The following is a 19,696-nucleotide window of genomic DNA, read 5'->3' as shown; positions in this document are numbered from 1 at the left end:
ACCCAGACGGAGGGGCAGACGGACCAGACCTATTCCGTACCAACGCCTGAACCCCTGTCGGGAAGCGGAAACATGCTGCCACCCGCCCACGCTGCGACACCGGATGCCGGGACACAGTCCCCGCCCGCACAGGCGGGCACGGCTGCCATGCCACCGGGGACCACGCCCCCCGCCGCCAGCGGAGACGGCAAGGCCCCCGCCAGCACGACAGACACGGCGCCCGCCACGCCTGCCGCTGGCATGCCCGCCGCGCCCGATGGCACAGCCCCGCCCGCGGGCAACAGCACGCCCAACCCGGCGGCTTCTGCCCCTGCCCCTGCAGGCATGCCGGCGGCAGGCGGGTCGGACCACGCCGATACCACGCCGTCCACGCCGGGTACGTCCCCGGTGCAGACCGTGCACAAGGATGGCCCGGCTTCCACCGGCAGCAGTCCGGTACCGCCCGCCGATGCCCTGCTGTCCGATGCGGGCGCGCCGGCCGCACTGGTGCAGGACCTGCGTCCCCCCTCGATCGTGCTGGACGGGCTGTTCCAGGCGATTGGCGAGGCCCATATCTATACCGACGCCAAGACCGCCGCCGACGCCATTCCTGACGAAGCCCCGGCAGACCTCATGGCGGAATACAATGTCGCCAAGCTGCGGCCTGACTTCTCGCTGAAGGATTTCGTGGCGCGGCATTTCACGCTACCCGAACGCAAGACGGTTTCCTACCAGCGCAGCCCTGATGAAAACGTGCGCGACTACATCAACGGCATGTGGGAAGTCCTCAGCCGGCCGCCCGACACGCAGGTGGCGTATTCATCACAGCTTCCCCTGCCCTATACCTATGTCGTGCCTGGCGGGCGTTTCAGTGAACTGTATTACTGGGACAGCTACTTCACGATGATCGGGCTGTACGAAAACCAGAAGATCGACCTCATGCGCGACATGGTGCGCGACATGGCGTCCATGATCGACCGGTACGGCCATATTCCCAATGGCAGCCGCACCTATTACCTCAGCCGGTCGCAGGTGCCGTTCTTCTCGCTGATGGTGGACCTGCTGGCCATGCATGATGGCCAGGTGGCCTACACCACCTTCCTGCCCGAACTGCAGGCCGAATACGATTACTGGATGGACGGGCAGGATTCCGTCCCGCCCGGCGGTGCGTACCGCCATGTGGTGCGCCTGCCTGACGGTACGCTCATGAACCGCCACTGGGATGACATGAACACCCCGCGTGACGAAAGCTACCCGCAGGATATCGCCACCGCCGCCCATTCCGGCCGCCCGAAGGAAGAAGTCTATCGTGACCTGCGCGCCGGTTCGGAAACAGGGTGGGATTTCTCGTCGCGCTGGCTGGCGGACGGACATACCCTGTCCACCATCCATACCACCGACCTGCTGACGGTCGAACTGAACTGCATGATCCCGCATCTGGAGCAGACGCTGGCCCATGCCTACGAACTGAAGGGCAACAAGGACGCGGCGGCCCGCTACAACCGCCTGGCGCAGGAGCGCATCGACGCGGTGCAGCGGATCCTGTGGGATGAGCGCCGGGCCGCGTTCATTGATTATGACTGGAAGAAGGGGGAATCGACCTCCATCCTGTCAGGCGCCACCGTCGTGCCCCTGTTCATGCAGATGGCAACACCCGAGCAGGCCAAGGCCGTGTCGGAAACCGTGCGCAAGAATCTGCTCAAGGTTGGCGGCCTGATCGCCACTGAACGCAGCGGCAGCGGGCAACAGTGGGATTCACCCAACGGGTGGGCGCCCCTGCAATGGATGGCGGTCAAGGGCCTGAACCAGTACGGTTATGATGCACTGGCCAGTGATATCGCGGCCCGCTGGATGGGCCGTGTGATCGGCACGTATGAAAAATCCGGCGTGCTGCTGGAAAAATATGACGTGGTCAATCCGTTCATCAGCCCCAAGGGCGGCAAGGGCGGCGGCGAATATCCGATGCAGATCGGGTTTGGCTGGACCAATGGCACGCTGCTGGGGCTTATGAACCGCTACCCGCAGAACACCCGTGTCGTGCTTGACCGCAACCCGGCGGCGGATCAGCCATCACCACAACCCCTGCCACCGATGAATGCTTATGGCGTGCAGAGCGACACGGACGCGCTGAGCCGTTACAGCCAGCCTACCGTAACCCTGGCCCCGACCCCGGCCCTGCCGCAGATGTCGACCGTGGGGGCTAGCGCGCCGTCATCGGCCACGCAGATCCCGCCCGCTGCGCCTACGCCACAGACCGCGACGAATACGCCGGCCGATGCACCCCCCGCATCTTCCGCCGCGCCGACCAGCACGGACCAGCATACGGACACGCCAACGCCGGAAGGGCAGCAGGCGCAACCTGCAGCACCGGTTACGCAACCATCCACAGTGGATCATGCCGCCACCACTGAAACGCCGGCAGCTTCATCTCCGGTTGAATCGAAACCGGCCGAAACACCAGCACCACCTGCGACAGATGGTACGCAAACTGTTGATAAGACGCAGGGTAGCACAATGCCCCCGGTATCGAAGGATGCACCTGTCGCAACCCAACCCGCACAGTCCAGTCCGACGGAAAAAACTACCGCGCCTACCGACAACCCGGCGACTGGCGAAAACCCGCCCGCTTCCCATTAGGATATTCAGGGAGCCGCCATGTCAGCGCGGCTCCCGACTTCACATTCCCTGCACTACACAAGGTCAGGCGGTCTGGGTCGCAGGTAACAATCAATGCATGGAATAAATAAAAAATATATAAAAACAATTAATAGTGCTGTACGATGATGTTGATTAATTTGTATTTGATTTAAATTATCTTATTTTTGTAAATAAATAAAAATGTAATTATATTTATTGATTGCCGTCGACATGGTAATTCATCTTATATTAAGAAAATAAAGATACATTTTGTTTCAAAAAGCATGATTGACATGGTCACCCTGCGCGCATAGTAGCGTTCGATCGGGAGATGAAAATGACGCCAATATTACAACGGGTATTTAAAAAACGATTTCCTGAATATAATTCAGAATATAATAAAAATACATTATCCATGGTCTGCCTGATGGCATTTTTTTCGTGTGCCATCCTGTCTTCATTTAACATGCGTTATATAGATTATAGTATAACGATTTTTTTAAACCATCTTGCGACTAAAAGTAAATTTATAAACGCACTCCTTATGTCCATGACATATGATAGTATGACAGTCGGCATATTGATGTCTGCCATATTCTTTGTATGGTTCAAGAATAAAAACTGTAATTATAGAAAATCTATTATAACCGGAACCATTACATCTTTCCTGTCCGGCGTGCTAAGTCGCATTATTCAGTTAACCATGCCCTCTCATCTCAGGCCGCTTCATGATCCGGCCCTGCATTTGGGGACACCTTATGGGGTAGACCCACAAGTATTTAACCACTGGGCCTCCTTCCCCAGCGATCATGCAGCTCTATTGGGCGGAATTTCCTATACGCTCTATCGTGCTGACCCGTTCCTGGGCATGTTATCCTTCGTATTTATATTTATGATAAATACCGTTCGTATATTTTTTGGCTATCATTTCTTCACAGACATTGCTGCCGGAACAGCACTAGGCATAACATGCGTTATTTTTTCAACGCCGTTGAACAAAACCAAACTGCTGGATTGGCTTATCTCCCTTGAAGCCCGAAAGCCAGCTCTGTTTTATGGCGGTGCGTTTTATATATGCCTGTGCATATCCAACATGTTTGCCGAATACAGGGAAGAAGTCTCACGCCTGAAATCGTCAATACATATTCACCTGCACCATAAAAGTTAGGATCAGTCTTTTTTACAGTCTGGTTTGGGTATGATGGCGTTTTTTATAAAGATATCAGCCGGAATGTAGCCTTGCTTCCCGGTTCCTATTTGGTGAAATGCAGGTCGTTATGCCCTGCGTGATCCGAGACTGCCGGATTATGCTGCTATTGTATTCTGGTCTTCAATGCTTTTCGGGACCGCATCGGACATCAGATTGTCCAGCAGGACAGCAGCCTTGAGAAATCACTGACTCGCCCAGTTCCAGGTGAAGGCAGACAGGGTGTCCCTGACCATTGCACCACATGGCGTTTTGAGTTCAGGCTGCCCCTCTCAGGTGTGCGATATGGTGCAATGAGATCGCTATCCGGTGAATTTTCAGGTGCGTCGTATCATCAGGCGCCTTGATCTGCCTATTCCGTCAAGACAGCAGAAATCCGGTCGAAAATTCTCAGCCAACTCCAGCGAATGAAGCGATTGATTATACAGCATTTTACGGAAACCATATGTTTCCGGCGCATCTTCCATTGAAGCCTATTATGGATCAGATGGACGATTTCTCTCAGAACGCGGCGGTCATTCACCCGCAATGTCCGATGTGCCAGAGGAAAAACGGCTCAATCCACGCCATCTGACTTTCAGACAGAAAAAAACAGGTCACTCACCGGCCTGCCTCCATGCAAACCTGTGGTCACCAATCGTTATTCAGTTCAATAAATTAATGGGGCCTGATCCTAATACTTCCATCGATTTTGATGGCTGGTATAAGCCCCTCGAATCTCATTCGCTTCATATTCTCCCAATGTAATATTGTGCAAAATATAAAAATTACGGTAATTTTCACTAACGTGAGGATGAAAGCATAATGTAATCGCAAATAGGTTTACTATGCTCAATAAAATAATAACAAAAAACTTGGGCATGTACTGTCTTATCATAATATATGATTTATGCTTTTCGAACATTTTATGCCCCTCAATCTTAATACAATATATTTGTCCCATATGACCAAAAAACTGTAATCCCCATCAATATGACAAAAAATAATCCTATGGAAATATTACGCGCCATCTTGTTCATATCCATGAGACATGCATAGACAATCATAAAAAAGAATGGATTCGCCATAATTATTCTATGAATCGACATAAGACTGGAAGAAAAGGCAAACATAAATATAACGAATAACGTCGTTGCCTCAACATACAGCTTTTTCTGGAAGCCCTTATATATAACGAACATATCCAGAATTGCGGATATAACCGAATTTATATGGCTTCTATTTTGAATCTGATAGAGCATCCAATATCCAGGAATATGAAACCTCCGGTTCCATCCAATCTGGATATGGGAAAAAGCCAAGCTATCACCAGTCAAATAATAAAGATAAATCATAAATAGTGAGAGACCAGCTCCACCCGCCGTCAAGAGCAGTAGCGTATTCACAATAGACGGAACCAATTTGTCCAGTTGTCTATCGGGCAACCTGGCCTTGTCTGCCTGTCGCCATTCATTGAAAAAATAAAATGCAGAAAAAACTATGACACAAAAAATACCTGTAGGGCGGCTAAGACACAGTAAAAATGCCCATAGGCTGGCCATGTACAGGCGATTATTTAGTAATGACCAAGCCATTCCCATAAGAAAAAGCCCGAACATACATTCGGTATATTGTATTCTTAGCCATAAAGTCGGGGGGAAAGTCAAAAAAAAGAGAATATAAATTCGGAAATCAACAGGTCCATATTTTTTATTTTGATATAGGTAACATAGATACGCCAAAAATGGCAGAAGAAGAGCGTTAAGTACTATACCTGCATTGGGCATTGATAACCCCGTCAGATATATAATGCCCTTCATTGCCAATGGGAAAGCCGGGAAAAATGCCCAATTGGCCTGCCCTAACCAATAAGGCGCAAGCGTTGGCGCCCGATCATATCCTTGCTGAATAATCCGCCCATATGCGTTGGCACAATCCCACTGACAGGATGCTGTCCCTATGCCCCCATATGGCAAGTCCAATAACGCTATAATTCCCAGCACCACCACATGGACAAGCAGGATGTATGGAAAAATCTTGTTTTTCACTAGATTCTCACTAACCAAGCAAGCATATCAAGCAGGTGCAGGAAATATAAACATCAGCTTACCAAACTGTTTTCAATAGACAGTGAAGGTAACCTGAACATTTTTCTAGCGGCACGTGTCCCGACATTTCCGAGACGGATAATTAATATCAGGACGCAGAAACAGAAGGTAATTTACGTTTCTTTGTTCGGAACATATGGTGCGCAATCATCTGCCCAAACTGGATCAGCACCTTGCGGCCCATCTTGCTTTCCCCTTCATGACGTGACCGGAAAACAAATGGCAGTTCAATCACGCGCGGAGCGGTTTTCTGTACCATCAGCAGGTCAAGAAGGATCTTGAATCCCGTACCCGACAGGTCGCATACCGATCTGACAAACAGATCACGCCGCACAGCGAAAAAGCCACTCATCGGGTCGCTGACCTTCACGGGCAGGCATAGCTGCGCGATCCGGATACCTGCATTGGACAGGAACAGCCGCCACCAGTTGGCCAGGCCACTATTGTCGCCACCTTCCACATGCCGACTGCCGATCGCCACATCGTAACCCTGGTTCCGGATGGCATCGAACATCTGGCCCAGCAGCCGTTCGTCATGCTGCATGTCGCCATCCATCACCGCCACGACCGGCGCCGATGATGACAGAATTCCCTCGATCACGGCAGAAGACAGGCCACGACGTCCCATCCGCAGAATGCCACGCACCCGGCTGTCTGCCTGCGCCAGTCGCCAGACTTCATCTATGGTGCCGTCGGGAGAGGCATCGTCAACGAAGATCAGTTCCCAATCGAGATGTACCAGAGCCTGATCCACCGCGTGAAACAGGGAGGCGACATTTCCACGTTCATTATAGCACGGGATGATAATACTCAGGACCGGCCCCGGTCGGGATATACCTTTTTCATGCGACTCAGACTGCGAGGGGACTGAAGAAGCTTGCATGGTCGGTAAAAATTCCTAGGGCTTTACATGAATGGCGATGCGGCAGGACGTGCCGCAGGCAGTCCCTCATTCCAAGGGATCATGCGTAAAGGATTTCCTCTACGGCTGCAATATAAGCGGATATGCCGCCTGAAACGAAAACAGGCCAGTTACCAAACGGCAACCGGCCTGCGAATCTGGTCGGAGTGAGAGGATTCGAACCTCCGGCCCCTGCGTCCCGAACACAGTGCTCTACCAGGCTGAGCTACACTCCGTTGCAGGCCGCTATACAGGGCTGCTGCATTTAAGGCAAGGGGATAGATGAAAGAATTACAGCGTACTGACCCTGTCGCGTGCATCCGCCTGCACCGGCAGGGCCGCCAGCGCTGTCATAAGGGTTGCGACATCAGGCACCACCGCAAACAGGTTCCGCGCGGAGGGAGAGGCAAACCCATCCGTGATACAGGCATCCACCATGGCCAGCAGCGGATCGGCCCAGCCCGCCACGTTGACGATATAGATCGGCTTGTCATGCTGGCGCAGCTGTCGCCATGTCATGATCTCGATCGTCTCGTCAAAGGTGCCAAGGCCACCGGGCATCACCACAAAGGCATCGGACTGCGCGAACATGCGCGCCTTGCGGTCATGCATGCTGTCGGTCACGGTCAGGTCGGTCACACCTTCATGCATGATCTCACGCGAATGCAGGAAGGCGGGAATGATTCCCGTCACAGCCCCGCCCGTGGCCAGAACGGCATCCGCCACGGTGCCCATCAGGCCTACATGTCCCCCGCCATAGACCAGCCTGATCCCGGCCTGCCCCAGCGCCGTACCCAGCGCGCGCGACTGCGCCGCGTATTCCGGCCGGGAACCGAAACGTGATCCACAAAAAACGGCAACAGATGAAATCTGCATCTATCCAGCTCAGCTCCCCACAGGACTATCGGCCCGCCACGCCACTCAGCGCGGCAGGAATTTCAACATAATGGTTACACCCACACCCGCCAGCGTGAACAGGGCGGATACCAGAAACAGCGCTCCATATCCCATTGTCTGGATCACCAGCCCCAGCAGGGGACCGGACAGGCCCACAGCGATATCAAGGAACACGGAAAAGGCCCCAAGTGCCGCCCCCCGGTTTTCCGGTCCCACACGCGCCACCGCCAGCACGCCCATGGCCGGAAACACAAGCGAGAAGCCTGCCCCCGTCAACGCGGCACCCAGCGCGGCACCCGTAACCGAAGAACACTGCCACAATACGCACAGCCCCAGCGTTTCCACCAGCAGCGACACGAACGTGACAACCAGACCGCCGCGCCGGTCGATCTGCCGGGCGAACAGGAACCGCATCATCACGAATGTCAGGCCGAATCCGGTCAGCGCGGTTGCCGCCCCGCTCCAGTTATTATGGGCGTAGAATAGCGCAAGACAGGCCGAAATCGTCCCGAATCCGACAGACCCGCAGGCCAGCACCATTCCATGCGGCAGCACACGCCTGAAAACGGCATGGAATGGCATCGGCGGCGCCTTGCTGGGCACGGGCGGCACGGGGGCATATTGCCGCGCCAGCACGAAACCGAACAGGGTCAGCCCCGCTGACAGCAGTCCCACAACCGTAAGGCCCCCATATGGCAGCGGCAGTCCCGACAGGATCTGCCCGATGGGCGCCCCAAGGGCGATGCCCCCATATGAGGTCACACCATTCCATGATATGACCTGCGCCGTGCGGGCCGCACCGACACGCCCGATATTCCACATGATGGCGCCCGTGGCCGTCCAGCTTTCGCCAATGCCCAGCAGGATGCGGCTTGCAATCAGCAGCACCACGGACAGGGCCGCGAAATGCAGCAGCAGTCCCGACAGCATGAGCGCCGCACCCGACAGGGTACACACCGCAAGGCCAACCACCACCGTGGGTTTCGCCCCCCGGCGATCCGCCAGCCGCCCGGCACCCGCGCGGGAGGCAAAGGTGGCAAGGTACTGCACGGATACCGCCAGCCCCGCCAATACCGTGTTATAGCCCAGAACCTGATGCACAAAGACCGGGATGACCGCCATCGGCAGGCCAATATCAATGTAACATAGAAGATTGAACAGCACGACGGGCAGTATCCGCCGTGTGGGAGACCCCGATGCAGCCTGCGGCCCGGTCATGATACGCATAAACTCCGTAATGAAAAACAAGCGCCCCGATCAAACGCGGATACCAGCAATACCGTCCATCCCACAAAATCACTGTGGAGCAAAAGCACCATAGGGCTTATGGAAAAACCTGAAAAAACCAACCCATGGCCATTCGTTCCCGCACGACTGCCCTGTGCGGGATGCATGCAAGCGTGATCTGGAAGGATTCAGGACCCCATGACACAGTCGCCCAAACCGGATGCCGGTGGCTATACAACCGTTTCCAGCCGTACTGCCTATGAAAATCCATGGACCCGCGTGCGTGAGGACATCATCATCCGTCCCGGCGGCAAGCAGGGACTGTACGGCGTGGTGGAACGGGAGGATTTTGTCGTGATCCTGCCGCTATGGGACGGTCCGGAAGGGCCGCGCGTCACACTGATCCGCCAGTACCGCTATCCCATTGGCAAAAGGATGTGGGAACTGCCCATGGGCATGTGGGAACATCGTCCCGATGCCACACCCGAAGAGGTGGCGCGGGGCGAACTGCGTGAGGAAACCGGCCTGATCGCCGGACAGATGCGCGATGCGGGCCTGATGCACCAGGGGGCGGGCTACACCACCCAGAAAGGCCGGGCCTTTCTTGCCACCGGCCTGCAACAGGGCCAGCACCAGCGTGAGGAAACGGAGGAGGACATCACTACCCACACCGTCACGCTGAAGGAAATGGAAGCCATGATCGTGGACGGGCGCATCACCTGCATGGTCACGATCGCGGCATTCGGCCTGATCCGGGCGCATGGCTGGATCTAGGGCTGCTGACACACCGACTGAAAGACTGTTTGAAAAGTCAGATCATGACAGCGCCTTAAAATCAAAAGACGTTTTTTGGTGAAGCTTTTTTCAAAAAGCTTCAGGGAACGCCGCCTTTTTGGAAAAAGGCGGCACCCGGAAACTTTTATTATTTTTGATCAATAAATTGTTTTCAAACAGTCCTCAACGGCGGAGTGGCGTCAGGTAACGTTCCAGATTGACGCGCAGCGGCATGAGATAGGTATTGCCACCCGCCTGCGCCACCGTGTCCATCATCTGACGTGCAAAAGCGATGTTGGCGTCCAGTGTCGGATCGAAATCATGGGGGAAGATGACGTGATTCGTCGTTTCCCAGTACGAACGTGACCTGGGGCCAATCACGGGGGAAATACCCCAGAACACGTTTTCCCCATGCAGCCAGTTCATGCACAGGTCCAGCATGCGCATGTCAAAAATGGGCTGGGTGAAGAACCCCGCCGCACCGGCTTCCTTCTTGCGCGCGATGGACTCCATTTCCTTGTACGGCGCACGGCGGTACGGATCGAACGCGGCATAGACCGTCAGATGCGGCGCCTCACGCCGGTACCGGGCGATCACGTTCTCGCTGGTATTGGGATAGGTGCGATGCTTCAGGTCTGATGGTGGATCGCCCTTCACCACCAGTACCTCATGCAGGTCCGGGTCATCCGCCCCCGGCAGTGGTGCATCCGGCGCGATGTCAATCGCGCGGATATGGGGAACCACACGGGGAAAGATCGGGCGGATCAGGGCAGCAGCTTCCCAGCTGCGCATGGGAAAGCGCAGCAGATCGGGAATATTGATCATCTGCGCATCAGGAAACAGCCGGCTGACATCCCCCGCGTCGCGCAGCAGCGTTTCCCGGTCACGCGGGATCAGTTCAACGGAAATCAGCGTCATGTATTTTCTCCTGTCTGCGGCGGGGGCATTCAGCGTGCCCGTCCTTCCACAAGTGTCCGGGCCGCATCAAGGGTGTTGCGCAGCAGGCAGGCAATCGTCATGGGACCGACACCACCGGGCACGGGCGTAATCAGGCCCGCGCGCTTTACGGCTTCATCAAACTTCACATCACCCACCAGCCGGGTCCTGCCATTGGGTAACGTGATACGGGAAATACCGACATCGATCACCGTGGCCCCCGGCTTGATCCAGTCGCCACGCACCAGTTCGCGCACGCCCGTCGCCACCACCACGATATCAGCCTGCCGGGCAAGGGATGCGGTATCGCGCGTATCAATATGGGCCACAGTCACGGTGCAGCCCTCACGCAGCAACAGTTCCGCCATGGGACGACCGACCAGGTTGGATGCCCCGATCACCAGCGCGTCCTGGCCACGCATGTCGCCCACGTAGTGACGCAGCAGCAGCAGGCAGCCCAGCGGCGTGCAGGGCACGATGCCCGGCAGCCCCAGCGCCAGCCGCCCGGCATTGACCACGCCTAGGCCATCCACGTCCTTTTCGGGAATGATCGCATTGGTGACCGCCACCGGATCCAGCCCGTTGGGCAGCGGCAACTGCACAAGAATGCCATGGATTTCGGGATCGACATTCAGCCGTTCGATCAGACCCAGCAGTTCCTTCTGCGATGTGGTGGCGGGCAGCATGTGCATGAACGACCGCATGCCCGCGCGATGGGTCTGCAGCGCCTTGTTGCGCACATACACCTCGCTGGCGGGATCATTGCCCACCAGCACCACCGCAAGGCCCGGCGTAATGTGATGCCGGTCATAAAAGGCGCTGACATCGGCGGCGATATCCTGCGTCATGCGGGCCGCGAAGCCCTTGCCGTCAATCAGGCGCGCGGCATGGGGTTCCTGCGCATCGGCTACTGCTGGACCGGTCATCATCCCTCCGGAAACGAACGTGGCGATGCCAGCAGATAAGGCAAGAAACCATGGCGCGACAATCATCACCCGCCGTTTTTCTGGCTCCTGCGGTAAAAAAAACGGCTTTTTCGCCTTTGGTGCACGAAAAAGGCCGGGACACTACTGCCCCGGCCCGCGCCGCCATCGCGTGATGGTGGATGGTGTTACTGGTCGTCTTCGTCGGTGCTGGTCGTATCGGAATCATCGCTGTTGGGGCTAACGGCCACAAAGACGCTCTGCCCGTTACGCACAACCCGCAGCAGGACGGAATGATTGGCCTGCAGGGCCTGACGGATGGCGGAAACCGTGGCGCGCGGGTTTTCCACCGGCACTTCGCCCACGGACTGAATGACGTCACCCGCATGGATCCCGGCCTGTTCGGCAGCGGAACCGGCCTGCACGTCACTGACCACCACACCGCGTATGTTTTCCTCCAGCCCAAGCTGCTGGCGCAGGTCCGGTGTCAGGGGCGCCAGCGTCACACCCAGTTTGGGCCCCTTATCCGCATCATGGGAGGTATCACCCACCGTGCCATCGGCCGTGCCCCCCTTGCCCAGGCTGGAAATCAGGACACTGGCGGTCTGCGGCTTGTTGTTGCGCAGGTAGGCAATCGTGGCCTTGGTGCCCGGCACGATGGTCGCCACCTTGACCGCCAGCGTATGCGGCGTATCGATGGGCTGGCCATTCAGTGCGGTGACAACATCCCCCGCCTTCAGACCCGCTTTTTCCGCGGGACTACCCGAACTGACGCTGGCCACCAGCGCACCGGTTGCCGGCGTGCCGGAAGGCGACGGCTTCATGCCCAGCGCACTGGCCATGGACGGCGTGATCGCCTGCGCCGTGACGCCAAGGTAACCACGGGTGACATGACCGGTCTTTTCAAGCTGGTCGACAATGTTCTTCACGGTATCGGACGGAATGGCGAACCCGATCCCGATCGACCCACCGGAGGGTGAAAGGATGGCGGTGTTCACACCCACCACCTTGCCATCCTGCGTGAACAGTGGACCACCGGAGTTGCCACGGTTGATCGGGGCATCGACCTGAATGAAAGAATCATACGGACCATCACCGATGTCACGGCCACGGGCCGAGACGATACCGGCCGTGACCGTACCGCCAAGACCGTAGGGATTACCCACGGCAACGACCCATTCACCCGGTTCGACCTTGTCCGAATCCCCCAGTTCGATGAAACGCAGCTTGCCCGATGGCGAGACCTTGAGAAGGGCTATATCCGTCTTGGAATCACGCCCCACGATCTTGGCGGGCAGCGCCGTGCCGTCATCCAGCGTCACGGTAACCTTGGTCGCACCCTTCACCACGTGGTTGTTGGTCACGACATACCCGTCGGGTGAGATGACAAAGCCCGAGCCACGGGCCTCCACGGTATGATGGGCCTGCTGCGGCATCATCTGGAAGGGAAAGGGAAACGGGAAGCCGCCGGGCATGCCGCCCTGCCCGCCGTCCTCGCCCATATCCGCGTCCTTGATCCGCGCCGTGATGGATACAACGGCCGGTTTGACCTGTTTGACGAGGTTGACGAAATTCGGCAGCTGCTGGATCTGGGTGTCAGGGTGGATCACCCCGCTGTCTTCCGCCCGCGCAAGGGGAGCCGAGAGCAGGCATCCCCCCATGACGGTGCTGGCCACAAGTGTCGCCAGCAGCCGGCTCTGGCGCCGACGGGGGGAAAGGGTGTTCGACCGCGATACGTCTGACATGGCATCCCTGAACATGGTTGTCCTGCTGAAATCTCGAAACGACGGACGGGACCGACCGCCGGGGCTTACAGTCCCATTGCCTGCATTGTGCCGCAAGACAGCCGACCCGTGTTATACCGTTGCATGACAAATAGGTTAGGCACGCAGGCGCTGGAAAAAATTCCGTAGCAGCCGCCCCGCCTCACGTTCGCGCACACCGCCCACGGTTTCGGGGCGATGCAGGCAGCGCGGCTGCGCGAACAGGCGCGGGCCATGTTCAACACCGCCGCCCTTGGGGTCATAGGCCCCGAACACGATCTTCCCCATCCGGAAATGCGTGGCCGCGGCCGCGCACATCGGGCAGGGTTCCAGCGTGACATACAGCGTGCAGTCCGCAAGGCGCTGCCCGCCACGCTGCACGCTTGCCATGCGCATGACCTGCATTTCCGCATGGGCGGACGGATCGCCCCATTCCTCCACCCGGTTGCCCGCGCGCGCCAGCAGCATCCCGTCCGGGCCGGACAGCGCGGCCCCCACCGGGACCTCGCCACGGTCGGCGGCCGCACGGGCTTCCTCCATCGCGATATCCATGAAATGCGCCGGCACGGGACGTGAACGTGTCATACGCATACGATAGCAAGCCCCCCTTTACCCGCAAGACCACCGGCCACGCCGTACAATTGTCCATGACCAGCCATTTTTTTATGGATTGGCACAACTACAGCCTGACAGTATCGTTTCACACAGGTGACAGTTGGCAAAGAAACCCCACTGACACCATGGCAGATCGCAACAGGCCAATCCCGTCCCGGATCATATACCCATCCGGGGTATGGATGACCGCACTGGGAGTAAGGTGATGCATACGCTCACGCTTGTTCTTGCCACTGCCGCCATTGTGGCGGGGATGGCCGCGTCAGACGACCTGCGCCGCGCACCGCAGGCCAACGAGACCTGTGTCCTGACCTGCATGCTACGGTCAGATCCACACTGACAACCCGCTTTTCCACGCTGGAATCCGGTCAGACATGGATTGTGGCATGGAAAATAACAAAGTTTTTCCGGGCGTCACCTTTCTGAAGAAAGGTGACGTTGCCTGAAGATTTTTGAAAAAAGCTTCACCAAAAACTTCTTTATGGTTTTGATGCCTTATGGCCGATCGACAGGTAACGCCGTGTAAAGGCTGTCACCATATTGCCTTTACACACCACGATTTCAGCAGTTTCTGAAATCAGGCGCCACCATGGCAGGCTGTTCCGCGTCCTGTCTGGCCCATTCCGGGGTCTCGCCCGCCCTGTCGGACGGGGCGGGTACAGGCATGGGCAATTCATTGACGGTCACGATACGCCACCCCTCTGGCAGGCGTTCAATCACGCTCAGCGCCAGGTTCTGGATGGAAAAATGCAACGCCGTTTCCGCATGGATGCGCAATGCATGGGCCAGTGCCGCGCGAATGGCGCCCCCGTGACTGACCACCACCATGTCCTGCCCCGCATGTTCGGCTGCCAGACGGTCAAGGCACGCACCCACACGGGCACAGACCTGCACCATGCTTTCGCCATCCGGCGGCAGTTCGGTCGCGCTGACGGACCAGAAAGGATGCGCGGGCAGGCTCAGCCTTTCTGGCAGGGTATCATGCGTAATGCCGTGCCATTCGCCCATGGACTGTTCGGTCAGGTCGGGTTCCACCTGCCATTCATGGGGGCCATAGCCGGCCTGCTGGATGGCACGCGCCGTCTGCTGTGTGCGTGACAGGGGGGATGTGAACCATAGCGCCGGATGCGGCAGGCGACGCGCCAGGGCTTCATACATCCAGCGCTGGGCCACGAGGCTGTCCGGGCACAGGGGCACATCCATCGCGCCATACAGCCGCATGCGGGCATTCTGTTCCACCAGTGCATGACGGATCAGCCAGAATCGGGTCACCCCTTTCTGTAACTGGGGGGTATCAAGAAAATTGCCGTGGTTGGTCTGTATGCTCACGCTGGACATCCATTGAACGGGTAGGTCATGAAATTCATGCAGGCAGAATGGCCCGCGCCTGCCAGCCACGCGGCAGGTAGGTCTGTACCGGTGCCGCCGTGCTAAGCTGCGACCAGTGCCGCAGGATCAGGCTGATCTTGTCCAGAATCCGCCCGACATTACGCACTTCGCGCCGCAGGCGCTCGGTCGGGTCCATGCCTTCATGTGATGGCTCCCCCGCAACCAGCCGGGCGCCTGCGGAAATACGCAATGCCCCCACGATCACACCGGGCCGGCCGGGATGCGCCAGCGGCACGGGCTGGCCTACATGGCACAGGACGCTGGCAAGGGCCGCATCGGGATCATCAGGCGGGATCAGGCCAGACAGGTCGGTATTGAGCCACGCATACAGCCGCCGCGCATCCGGCAGGGCCAGCGGGTGGAAGGTCTCCACATCACTACCCGGCGCCCGCACGAAAAAACAGATGATGGTCGGCAGCGTATCCCACGCATTGTGCATGGCCGCACGGTCGGGACGCACCGGGGGCAGGATTTCCAGCGCGGAATCCGACATGATGCGGCCGGTGACGGCAGACAGGAAACCATGCAGCCGGTCATGGATCACCGCGCGGGGAATGCGGCTGATCGCGTCCATTTCCGCCAGTGCCGCGCACCAGCGCAGGATCAGGCCGATATTATGTCCCGCAGGCAGCCCGGCCACCGCCCTGCCCTGCGGCCATGCATGGCGATAGCTGTAGTCCTCCAGTCCCACGGGCACGGGATGTGGACCATCCAGCCTGCACCGTACCCCTGCGGGCAGCAGCAACGCTCCGCAGAAAGGCGGGCCGGTAAAGAATTTGGATCCGGTGACCATGACCATCCAGCCCCGATCCAGATAATCCCGCACCCGCAGCGGGTCCAGCCGGGCCTGACAGGCATCCACCACCACGTCGGGACAATCTTCTGACCTGCCCACCGGCGCGCAGGCCTGTTCCAGCGCGGCCAGCCCCGGCGCCAGCAGCCCGGTCTTGGACAGATCCAGCCGGTGCAGCAGCACATGCCGATCCGCCGCGCGCATTTCATGGGTCAGGCGACACGTCTCGGCATCGACATCCGCCGCCGGGCGCACATGGCCCTCCGCATCACGCATCGGCACATTCACCACCAGCGTATCGGTGGGAAAACCGGCGATGGGCGCCCCGCGTGTCACATGATGGCCAAGGGCGGTATCATTGGCGAAATGACACCCCATGGCGGCCAGAGGCACGCCGCTGCCGGTTTCCTCCGGCGCAAGCAGGATATTGCTGATGGGCCGACCACCGGGTGCCAGCGCAGCCAGCGCCAGCGCATACAGTTCGCAATCCGTGCCCGATGGGGCCAGAACAACCCCTTCATCCGCTTCAAGGCCGAAATGCGCGGCAATGCGGGCCTGTATATCGCCATCCAGCGTTCGCGCCGCATCCTCGCCCCGCCCGTGCAATGCACCGGCCAGCAGGGACAGACGCGCCGTTTCAGCCCCCGCGAAACCCCGTTCGGACAGCGATGATGCCGTGGAGGACGCAAAGGTGATGGCCCATGGCCGGGGCCGGTGCGAACAGCCGTAATGGTTCAGTCCCGTGGCAGGGTCCACGGCCAGGCGGGCGTCGCCGCCCGTGGCCATCAGGTTTTCGGTCGGGCCAAGGATGGGCCACAGGGCACACAGGGCGTCATGCAACGCACCAAAGGCACGCGGTCTGTCCGGCAATGACAGAGTGGGCTGCAAGGGTGCGAGGACGAACCATATCTGTTGCAGGATCGTGGTGGAAGGCACCTGTGCCGCCGCCATCTGCGGTACCCATGCCGCCGGTGCTTCCGCATCCGACCGGCCGGTATCAAGATACCAGAACAGGGCTGCCGTACGCGCGGCACAAAAGGCAGCACACAGGGCCCTGTGCGGCGCGATTTCCAGTAGCGGGGCCAGTTCCAGCGCGTGACGCAGGAAAAAGGCCGTTTTTTCCTGCTGCCCCTGCGCAGGCAGTCCCAGCACGATGGCCCCGCCGGGCTGGACATGAAACGGCAGGTCCAGCGTGGGATCCAGCATGATCTGCCGTTCGCCCGCAATCACCCGCAGGTCCGGTCGTTCCAGAACGCGCAGCAGTTCCTGCGTCAATGTGTGGGCGAACACCGTGTCACTTCCTTTTCCACGCTGTCAGGTGGCACGGTCCAGCCAGCCTGATCCATGATACGGCGCATATGCTCCGGTGGCATGGCCGTGGCGTGCACGGGCACATCCAGTGGCAGATGGATGCTCCGGCTCATAAGGTGTAGCGCCCCCGCGTCGCGTGCGCCATAGCGCGTGTCGCCCCGTATGGGACACCCGATCGCAGCGCAATGCGCACGGGCCTGATGGGTCCGTCCGGTTTCCAGAACCAGTTCCAGCCAGCTTATGGGCTGGCCCGCGCCATCATGCCCCATTGCCCGTACGTGCCAGCGCGTCCGGGCGGGCTGACCACCGGTTTTTACCGGCTGCATCCGCCACTGCCTGCCCTGCTCCACCCGCGCAAGCGGTGTATCGATCACGCCCTGCAATGCTGCGGGCGCACCCTGCACAATGGCCCAGTAGGTCTTGCGCGCCCGTCCCGCCGCAAAACATGCCTGCACCGCAACCAGCGCCTGCTTGCGCAGCGCGACCACCAGGCAGCCCGACGTATCCTGATCCAGCCGATGCGCAAGCCACGGGCCGTTACGGTGGCGCGACAGGACGGGAAACCAGTCCTCGACACTGGCGCCACCAGCGCGACCGGGATGAACCGGCAGGCCTGGCGGCTTGTCCAGCACCACAAACCGGTTATCGCGGTACAGGACCGTGAATGGCAGGGTGGCAGGCACCTGCCCTGCCCCGCGCTGCATGGCGTGGGGTTTCATTCGTCTTCCGTATTGCGGCGCATCAGGACTTCACGGCGGCCGACATGGTTGGCCTCGCTGACCAAGCCTTCCTTTTCCATCTGCTCGATGATCTTGGCCGCACGGTTGTAGCCGATCGACAGATGGCGCTGGATGAAGGACGTTGATGCCTTGCCTTCGCGCGCCACGACTTCGACCGCCTGCGCGAACAGGCCGTCTTCCTCCGCCCCGCCGGCGGGGGCTGCGAAGGGTTTGCCGGAACTGTCTTCTTCCTGCGGGGAAATGACGTCATCATCATAGATCGGTTCCCCCTGCGCGCGCAGGAAGGCGACGACGGCCTCGACCTCACCATCATCCACGAACGGGCCATGGACACGTGTGATCCGTCCGCCTGCCTGCATGAACAGCATATCCCCGCGTCCCAGCAACTGTTCGGCCCCCTGCTCACCCAGGATGGTGCGGCTGTCGAACTTGCTTATGACCTGAAAGGAGATACGGGTAGGAAAGTTCGCCTTGATGGTACCGGTAATCACATCTACCGACGGGCGCTGGGTGGCAAGGATCAGGTGAATGCCCGCCGCGCGCGCCTTCTGCGCCAGGCGCTGCAGCAGGGCTTCGATTTCCTTGCCCGCCACGATCATGAGATCGGCCATCTCGTCCACCACGATGACGAGATATGGCAGGGAATCGAGGGCAAGCTGCTGTTCCTCGAACGTGGGCTTGCCGGTTTCCGGATCGTAGCCGGTCTGTACGCGCCGGGTCACGATTTCCCCGCGCGCACGCGCTTCGGCCACACGTTCGTTATAGCTTGCGATGTTACGCACCTGCAGGTGCGCCATCCCACGATAACGGCGATCCATTTCCCGCACGGCCCATTTGAGTGCCGCGACCGCCTTGGCCGGTTCCGTCACCACGGGTGTCATGAGGTGGGGAATGCCCTCATAGATCGAGAGTTCAAGGATCTTGGGGTCAATCAGGATCAAGCGGCACTGCTCGGGCGAAAGGCGATAGAGCAGTGACAGGATCATGGAATTCACGCCCACCGACTTGCCCGACCCGGTGGTGCCCGCGATCAGCAGGTGCGGCATGGCGGCGAGGTCACTGTAAACCGACTCGCCCGCGATATCCTTGCCCAGCGCAAGGTTGAGGCGCGCACGCGAATGCGCCCATTGCGGATCCATGAGCAGTTCGGAGAAATAGACCGTCTCACGCCGTGTATTGGGCACCTCGATCCCGATCACATTGCGGCCCGGCACGGTGGCGATACGTACGCTGAGTACCGACAGGGAGCGCGCCACGTCATCGGCCAGGCCGATCACACGGGCGGCCCGGATGCCGGGAGCGGGCTGCAGTTCATACAGGGTTACGACCGGGCCAGCATGATAGGCGACAATTTCACCCTGTACCCCGTATTCCGACAGCACGGTGACAAGCTGCGTGGCATTGGCGTGCAGCAGTTCCTCGGTCGGCTTGGTGGCCTCGTTCGATGGCGGGGGCTTGAGCAGCGACAGCGGCGGGAACTGCCATTCCGGCTGTGGCGGGGGCGTATAGGTATCTTC

15 protein-coding genes and 1 tRNA gene are annotated in these 19,696 nt (G+C 58.8%); 3 read left to right on the top strand and 13 right to left on the bottom strand.

Annotation, left to right across the window (positions count from 1 at the left end):
• Positions 1-324 precede the first annotated feature (324 nt).
• Together treF and F1542_RS11575 are read left to right on the top strand one after the other, a co-directional pair.
• Positions 325-2,616 (top strand): alpha,alpha-trehalase TreF, encoded by a 2,292-nt coding sequence (treF, locus tag F1542_RS11580; protein ID WP_408886255.1) that lies wholly within the window; start codon positions 325-327, stop codon positions 2,614-2,616.
• A 331-nt stretch (positions 2,617-2,947) separates the two neighbouring features.
• The gene (locus F1542_RS11575) at positions 2,948-3,784 is read left to right on the top strand and encodes a phosphatase PAP2 family protein (protein WP_227672691.1); all 837 of its coding nucleotides are present in this window, start codon (positions 2,948-2,950) and stop codon (positions 3,782-3,784) included.
• A gap of 959 nt (positions 3,785-4,743) precedes the next feature.
• On the opposite strand, the gene F1542_RS11570 is transcribed toward F1542_RS11575, so the two are convergent.
• The 5 genes from F1542_RS11570 to F1542_RS11550 form a co-directional block, all read right to left on the bottom strand.
• A complete protein-coding gene (locus tag F1542_RS11570; protein ID WP_193733177.1) occupies positions 4,744-5,850 on the bottom strand; it encodes a hypothetical protein in 1,107 nt (368 codons plus the stop codon).
• A 148-nt stretch (positions 5,851-5,998) separates the two neighbouring features.
• Positions 5,999-6,793, bottom strand: coding sequence for a polyprenol monophosphomannose synthase (locus F1542_RS11565; protein ID WP_193733176.1), 795 nt, complete (start codon positions 6,791-6,793; stop codon positions 5,999-6,001).
• Between the two features lie 177 nt (positions 6,794-6,970).
• Positions 6,971-7,047, bottom strand: a tRNA-Pro gene (locus tag F1542_RS11560).
• Positions 7,048-7,102: 55 nt separating this feature from the next.
• Positions 7,103-7,687: a TIGR00730 family Rossman fold protein gene (locus F1542_RS11555; RefSeq protein WP_193733175.1), complete on the bottom strand. Its 585-nt coding sequence runs from the start codon at positions 7,685-7,687 to the stop codon at positions 7,103-7,105.
• Positions 7,688-7,732: 45 nt separating this feature from the next.
• Positions 7,733-8,935 (bottom strand): MFS transporter, encoded by a 1,203-nt coding sequence (locus tag F1542_RS11550; RefSeq protein WP_193733174.1) that lies wholly within the window; start codon positions 8,933-8,935, stop codon positions 7,733-7,735.
• Positions 8,936-9,133: 198 nt separating this feature from the next.
• Here F1542_RS11550 and F1542_RS11545 point away from each other — a divergent pair, with 198 nt between their 5' ends.
• A complete protein-coding gene (locus F1542_RS11545; RefSeq protein ID WP_193733173.1) occupies positions 9,134-9,709 on the top strand; it encodes an NUDIX hydrolase in 576 nt (191 codons plus the stop codon).
• Between the two features lie 183 nt (positions 9,710-9,892).
• Here the strand turns inward: F1542_RS11545 and F1542_RS11540 are convergent, their stop codons facing one another.
• The 8 genes from F1542_RS11540 to F1542_RS11505 all read right to left on the bottom strand — a co-directional run.
• A complete protein-coding gene (locus tag F1542_RS11540; protein WP_193733172.1) occupies positions 9,893-10,627 on the bottom strand; it encodes a methylenetetrahydrofolate reductase in 735 nt (244 codons plus the stop codon).
• 29 nt (positions 10,628-10,656) lie between these two features.
• The gene (gene folD / locus F1542_RS11535; RefSeq protein WP_193733171.1) at positions 10,657-11,571 is read right to left on the bottom strand and encodes a bifunctional methylenetetrahydrofolate dehydrogenase/methenyltetrahydrofolate cyclohydrolase FolD; all 915 of its coding nucleotides are present in this window, start codon (positions 11,569-11,571) and stop codon (positions 10,657-10,659) included.
• Positions 11,572-11,756: 185 nt separating this feature from the next.
• On the bottom strand, positions 11,757-13,328 hold the full coding sequence (locus F1542_RS11530; protein WP_193733170.1) for a Do family serine endopeptidase: 1,572 nt from the start codon (positions 13,326-13,328) through the stop codon (positions 11,757-11,759).
• A 120-nt stretch (positions 13,329-13,448) separates the two neighbouring features.
• The gene (locus tag F1542_RS11525) at positions 13,449-13,922 is read right to left on the bottom strand and encodes a nucleoside deaminase (protein WP_193733169.1); all 474 of its coding nucleotides are present in this window, start codon (positions 13,920-13,922) and stop codon (positions 13,449-13,451) included.
• A 585-nt stretch (positions 13,923-14,507) separates the two neighbouring features.
• Positions 14,508-15,284, bottom strand: a complete 777-nt coding sequence (locus tag F1542_RS11520; protein WP_227672689.1) for a histidine phosphatase family protein — start codon at positions 15,282-15,284, stop codon at positions 14,508-14,510.
• 25 nt (positions 15,285-15,309) lie between these two features.
• Positions 15,310-17,418: a hypothetical protein gene (locus F1542_RS11515; RefSeq protein ID WP_193733167.1), complete on the bottom strand. Its 2,109-nt coding sequence runs from the start codon at positions 17,416-17,418 to the stop codon at positions 15,310-15,312.
• Positions 17,400-18,158 carry an RluA family pseudouridine synthase gene (locus F1542_RS11510; RefSeq protein WP_193733166.1) on the bottom strand — a complete coding sequence of 253 codons (759 nt, stop codon included), beginning with the start codon at positions 18,156-18,158 and terminating at the stop codon, positions 17,400-17,402. Before F1542_RS11510 ends, F1542_RS11515 begins: the two co-directional genes overlap by 19 nt.
• Positions 18,155-19,696: DNA translocase FtsK (locus tag F1542_RS11505; protein WP_253073262.1), on the bottom strand; the 1,542-nt coding region annotated here is incomplete at its 5' end. The genes F1542_RS11505 and F1542_RS11510, both read right to left, overlap by 4 nt.

The organism is Komagataeibacter sp. FXV3, from assembly GCF_015155755.1.
GTDB lineage: Bacteria > Pseudomonadota > Alphaproteobacteria > Acetobacterales > Acetobacteraceae > Komagataeibacter.
The sequence above is the reverse complement of the archived record's forward strand: the minus strand, read 5'-3'. Positions and strand labels throughout refer to the sequence as shown.

Coding starts and splice junctions, on each gene's coding strand:
- treF (WP_408886255.1), top strand. CDS start 325: ATGCCGGCGGCAGGCGGGTCGGACCACGCCGATACCACGCCGTCCACG.
- F1542_RS11575 (WP_227672691.1), top strand. CDS start 2,948: ATGAAAATGACGCCAATATTACAACGGGTATTTAAAAAACGATTTCCT.
- F1542_RS11565 (WP_193733176.1), bottom strand. CDS start 6,793: ATGCAAGCTTCTTCAGTCCCCTCGCAGTCTGAGTCGCATGAAAAAGGT.
- F1542_RS11555 (WP_193733175.1), bottom strand. CDS start 7,687: ATGCAGATTTCATCTGTTGCCGTTTTTTGTGGATCACGTTTCGGTTCC.
- F1542_RS11550 (WP_193733174.1), bottom strand. CDS start 8,935: ATGCGTATCATGACCGGGCCGCAGGCTGCATCGGGGTCTCCCACACGG.
- F1542_RS11545 (WP_193733173.1), top strand. CDS start 9,134: ATGACACAGTCGCCCAAACCGGATGCCGGTGGCTATACAACCGTTTCC.
- F1542_RS11540 (WP_193733172.1), bottom strand. CDS start 10,627: ATGACGCTGATTTCCGTTGAACTGATCCCGCGTGACCGGGAAACGCTG.
- folD (WP_193733171.1), bottom strand. CDS start 11,571: ATGACCGGTCCAGCAGTAGCCGATGCGCAGGAACCCCATGCCGCGCGC.
- F1542_RS11530 (WP_193733170.1), bottom strand. CDS start 13,328: ATGTTCAGGGATGCCATGTCAGACGTATCGCGGTCGAACACCCTTTCC.
- F1542_RS11525 (WP_193733169.1), bottom strand. CDS start 13,922: ATGCGTATGACACGTTCACGTCCCGTGCCGGCGCATTTCATGGATATC.
- F1542_RS11520 (WP_227672689.1), bottom strand. CDS start 15,284: ATGTCCAGCGTGAGCATACAGACCAACCACGGCAATTTTCTTGATACC.
- F1542_RS11510 (WP_193733166.1), bottom strand. CDS start 18,158: ATGAAACCCCACGCCATGCAGCGCGGGGCAGGGCAGGTGCCTGCCACC.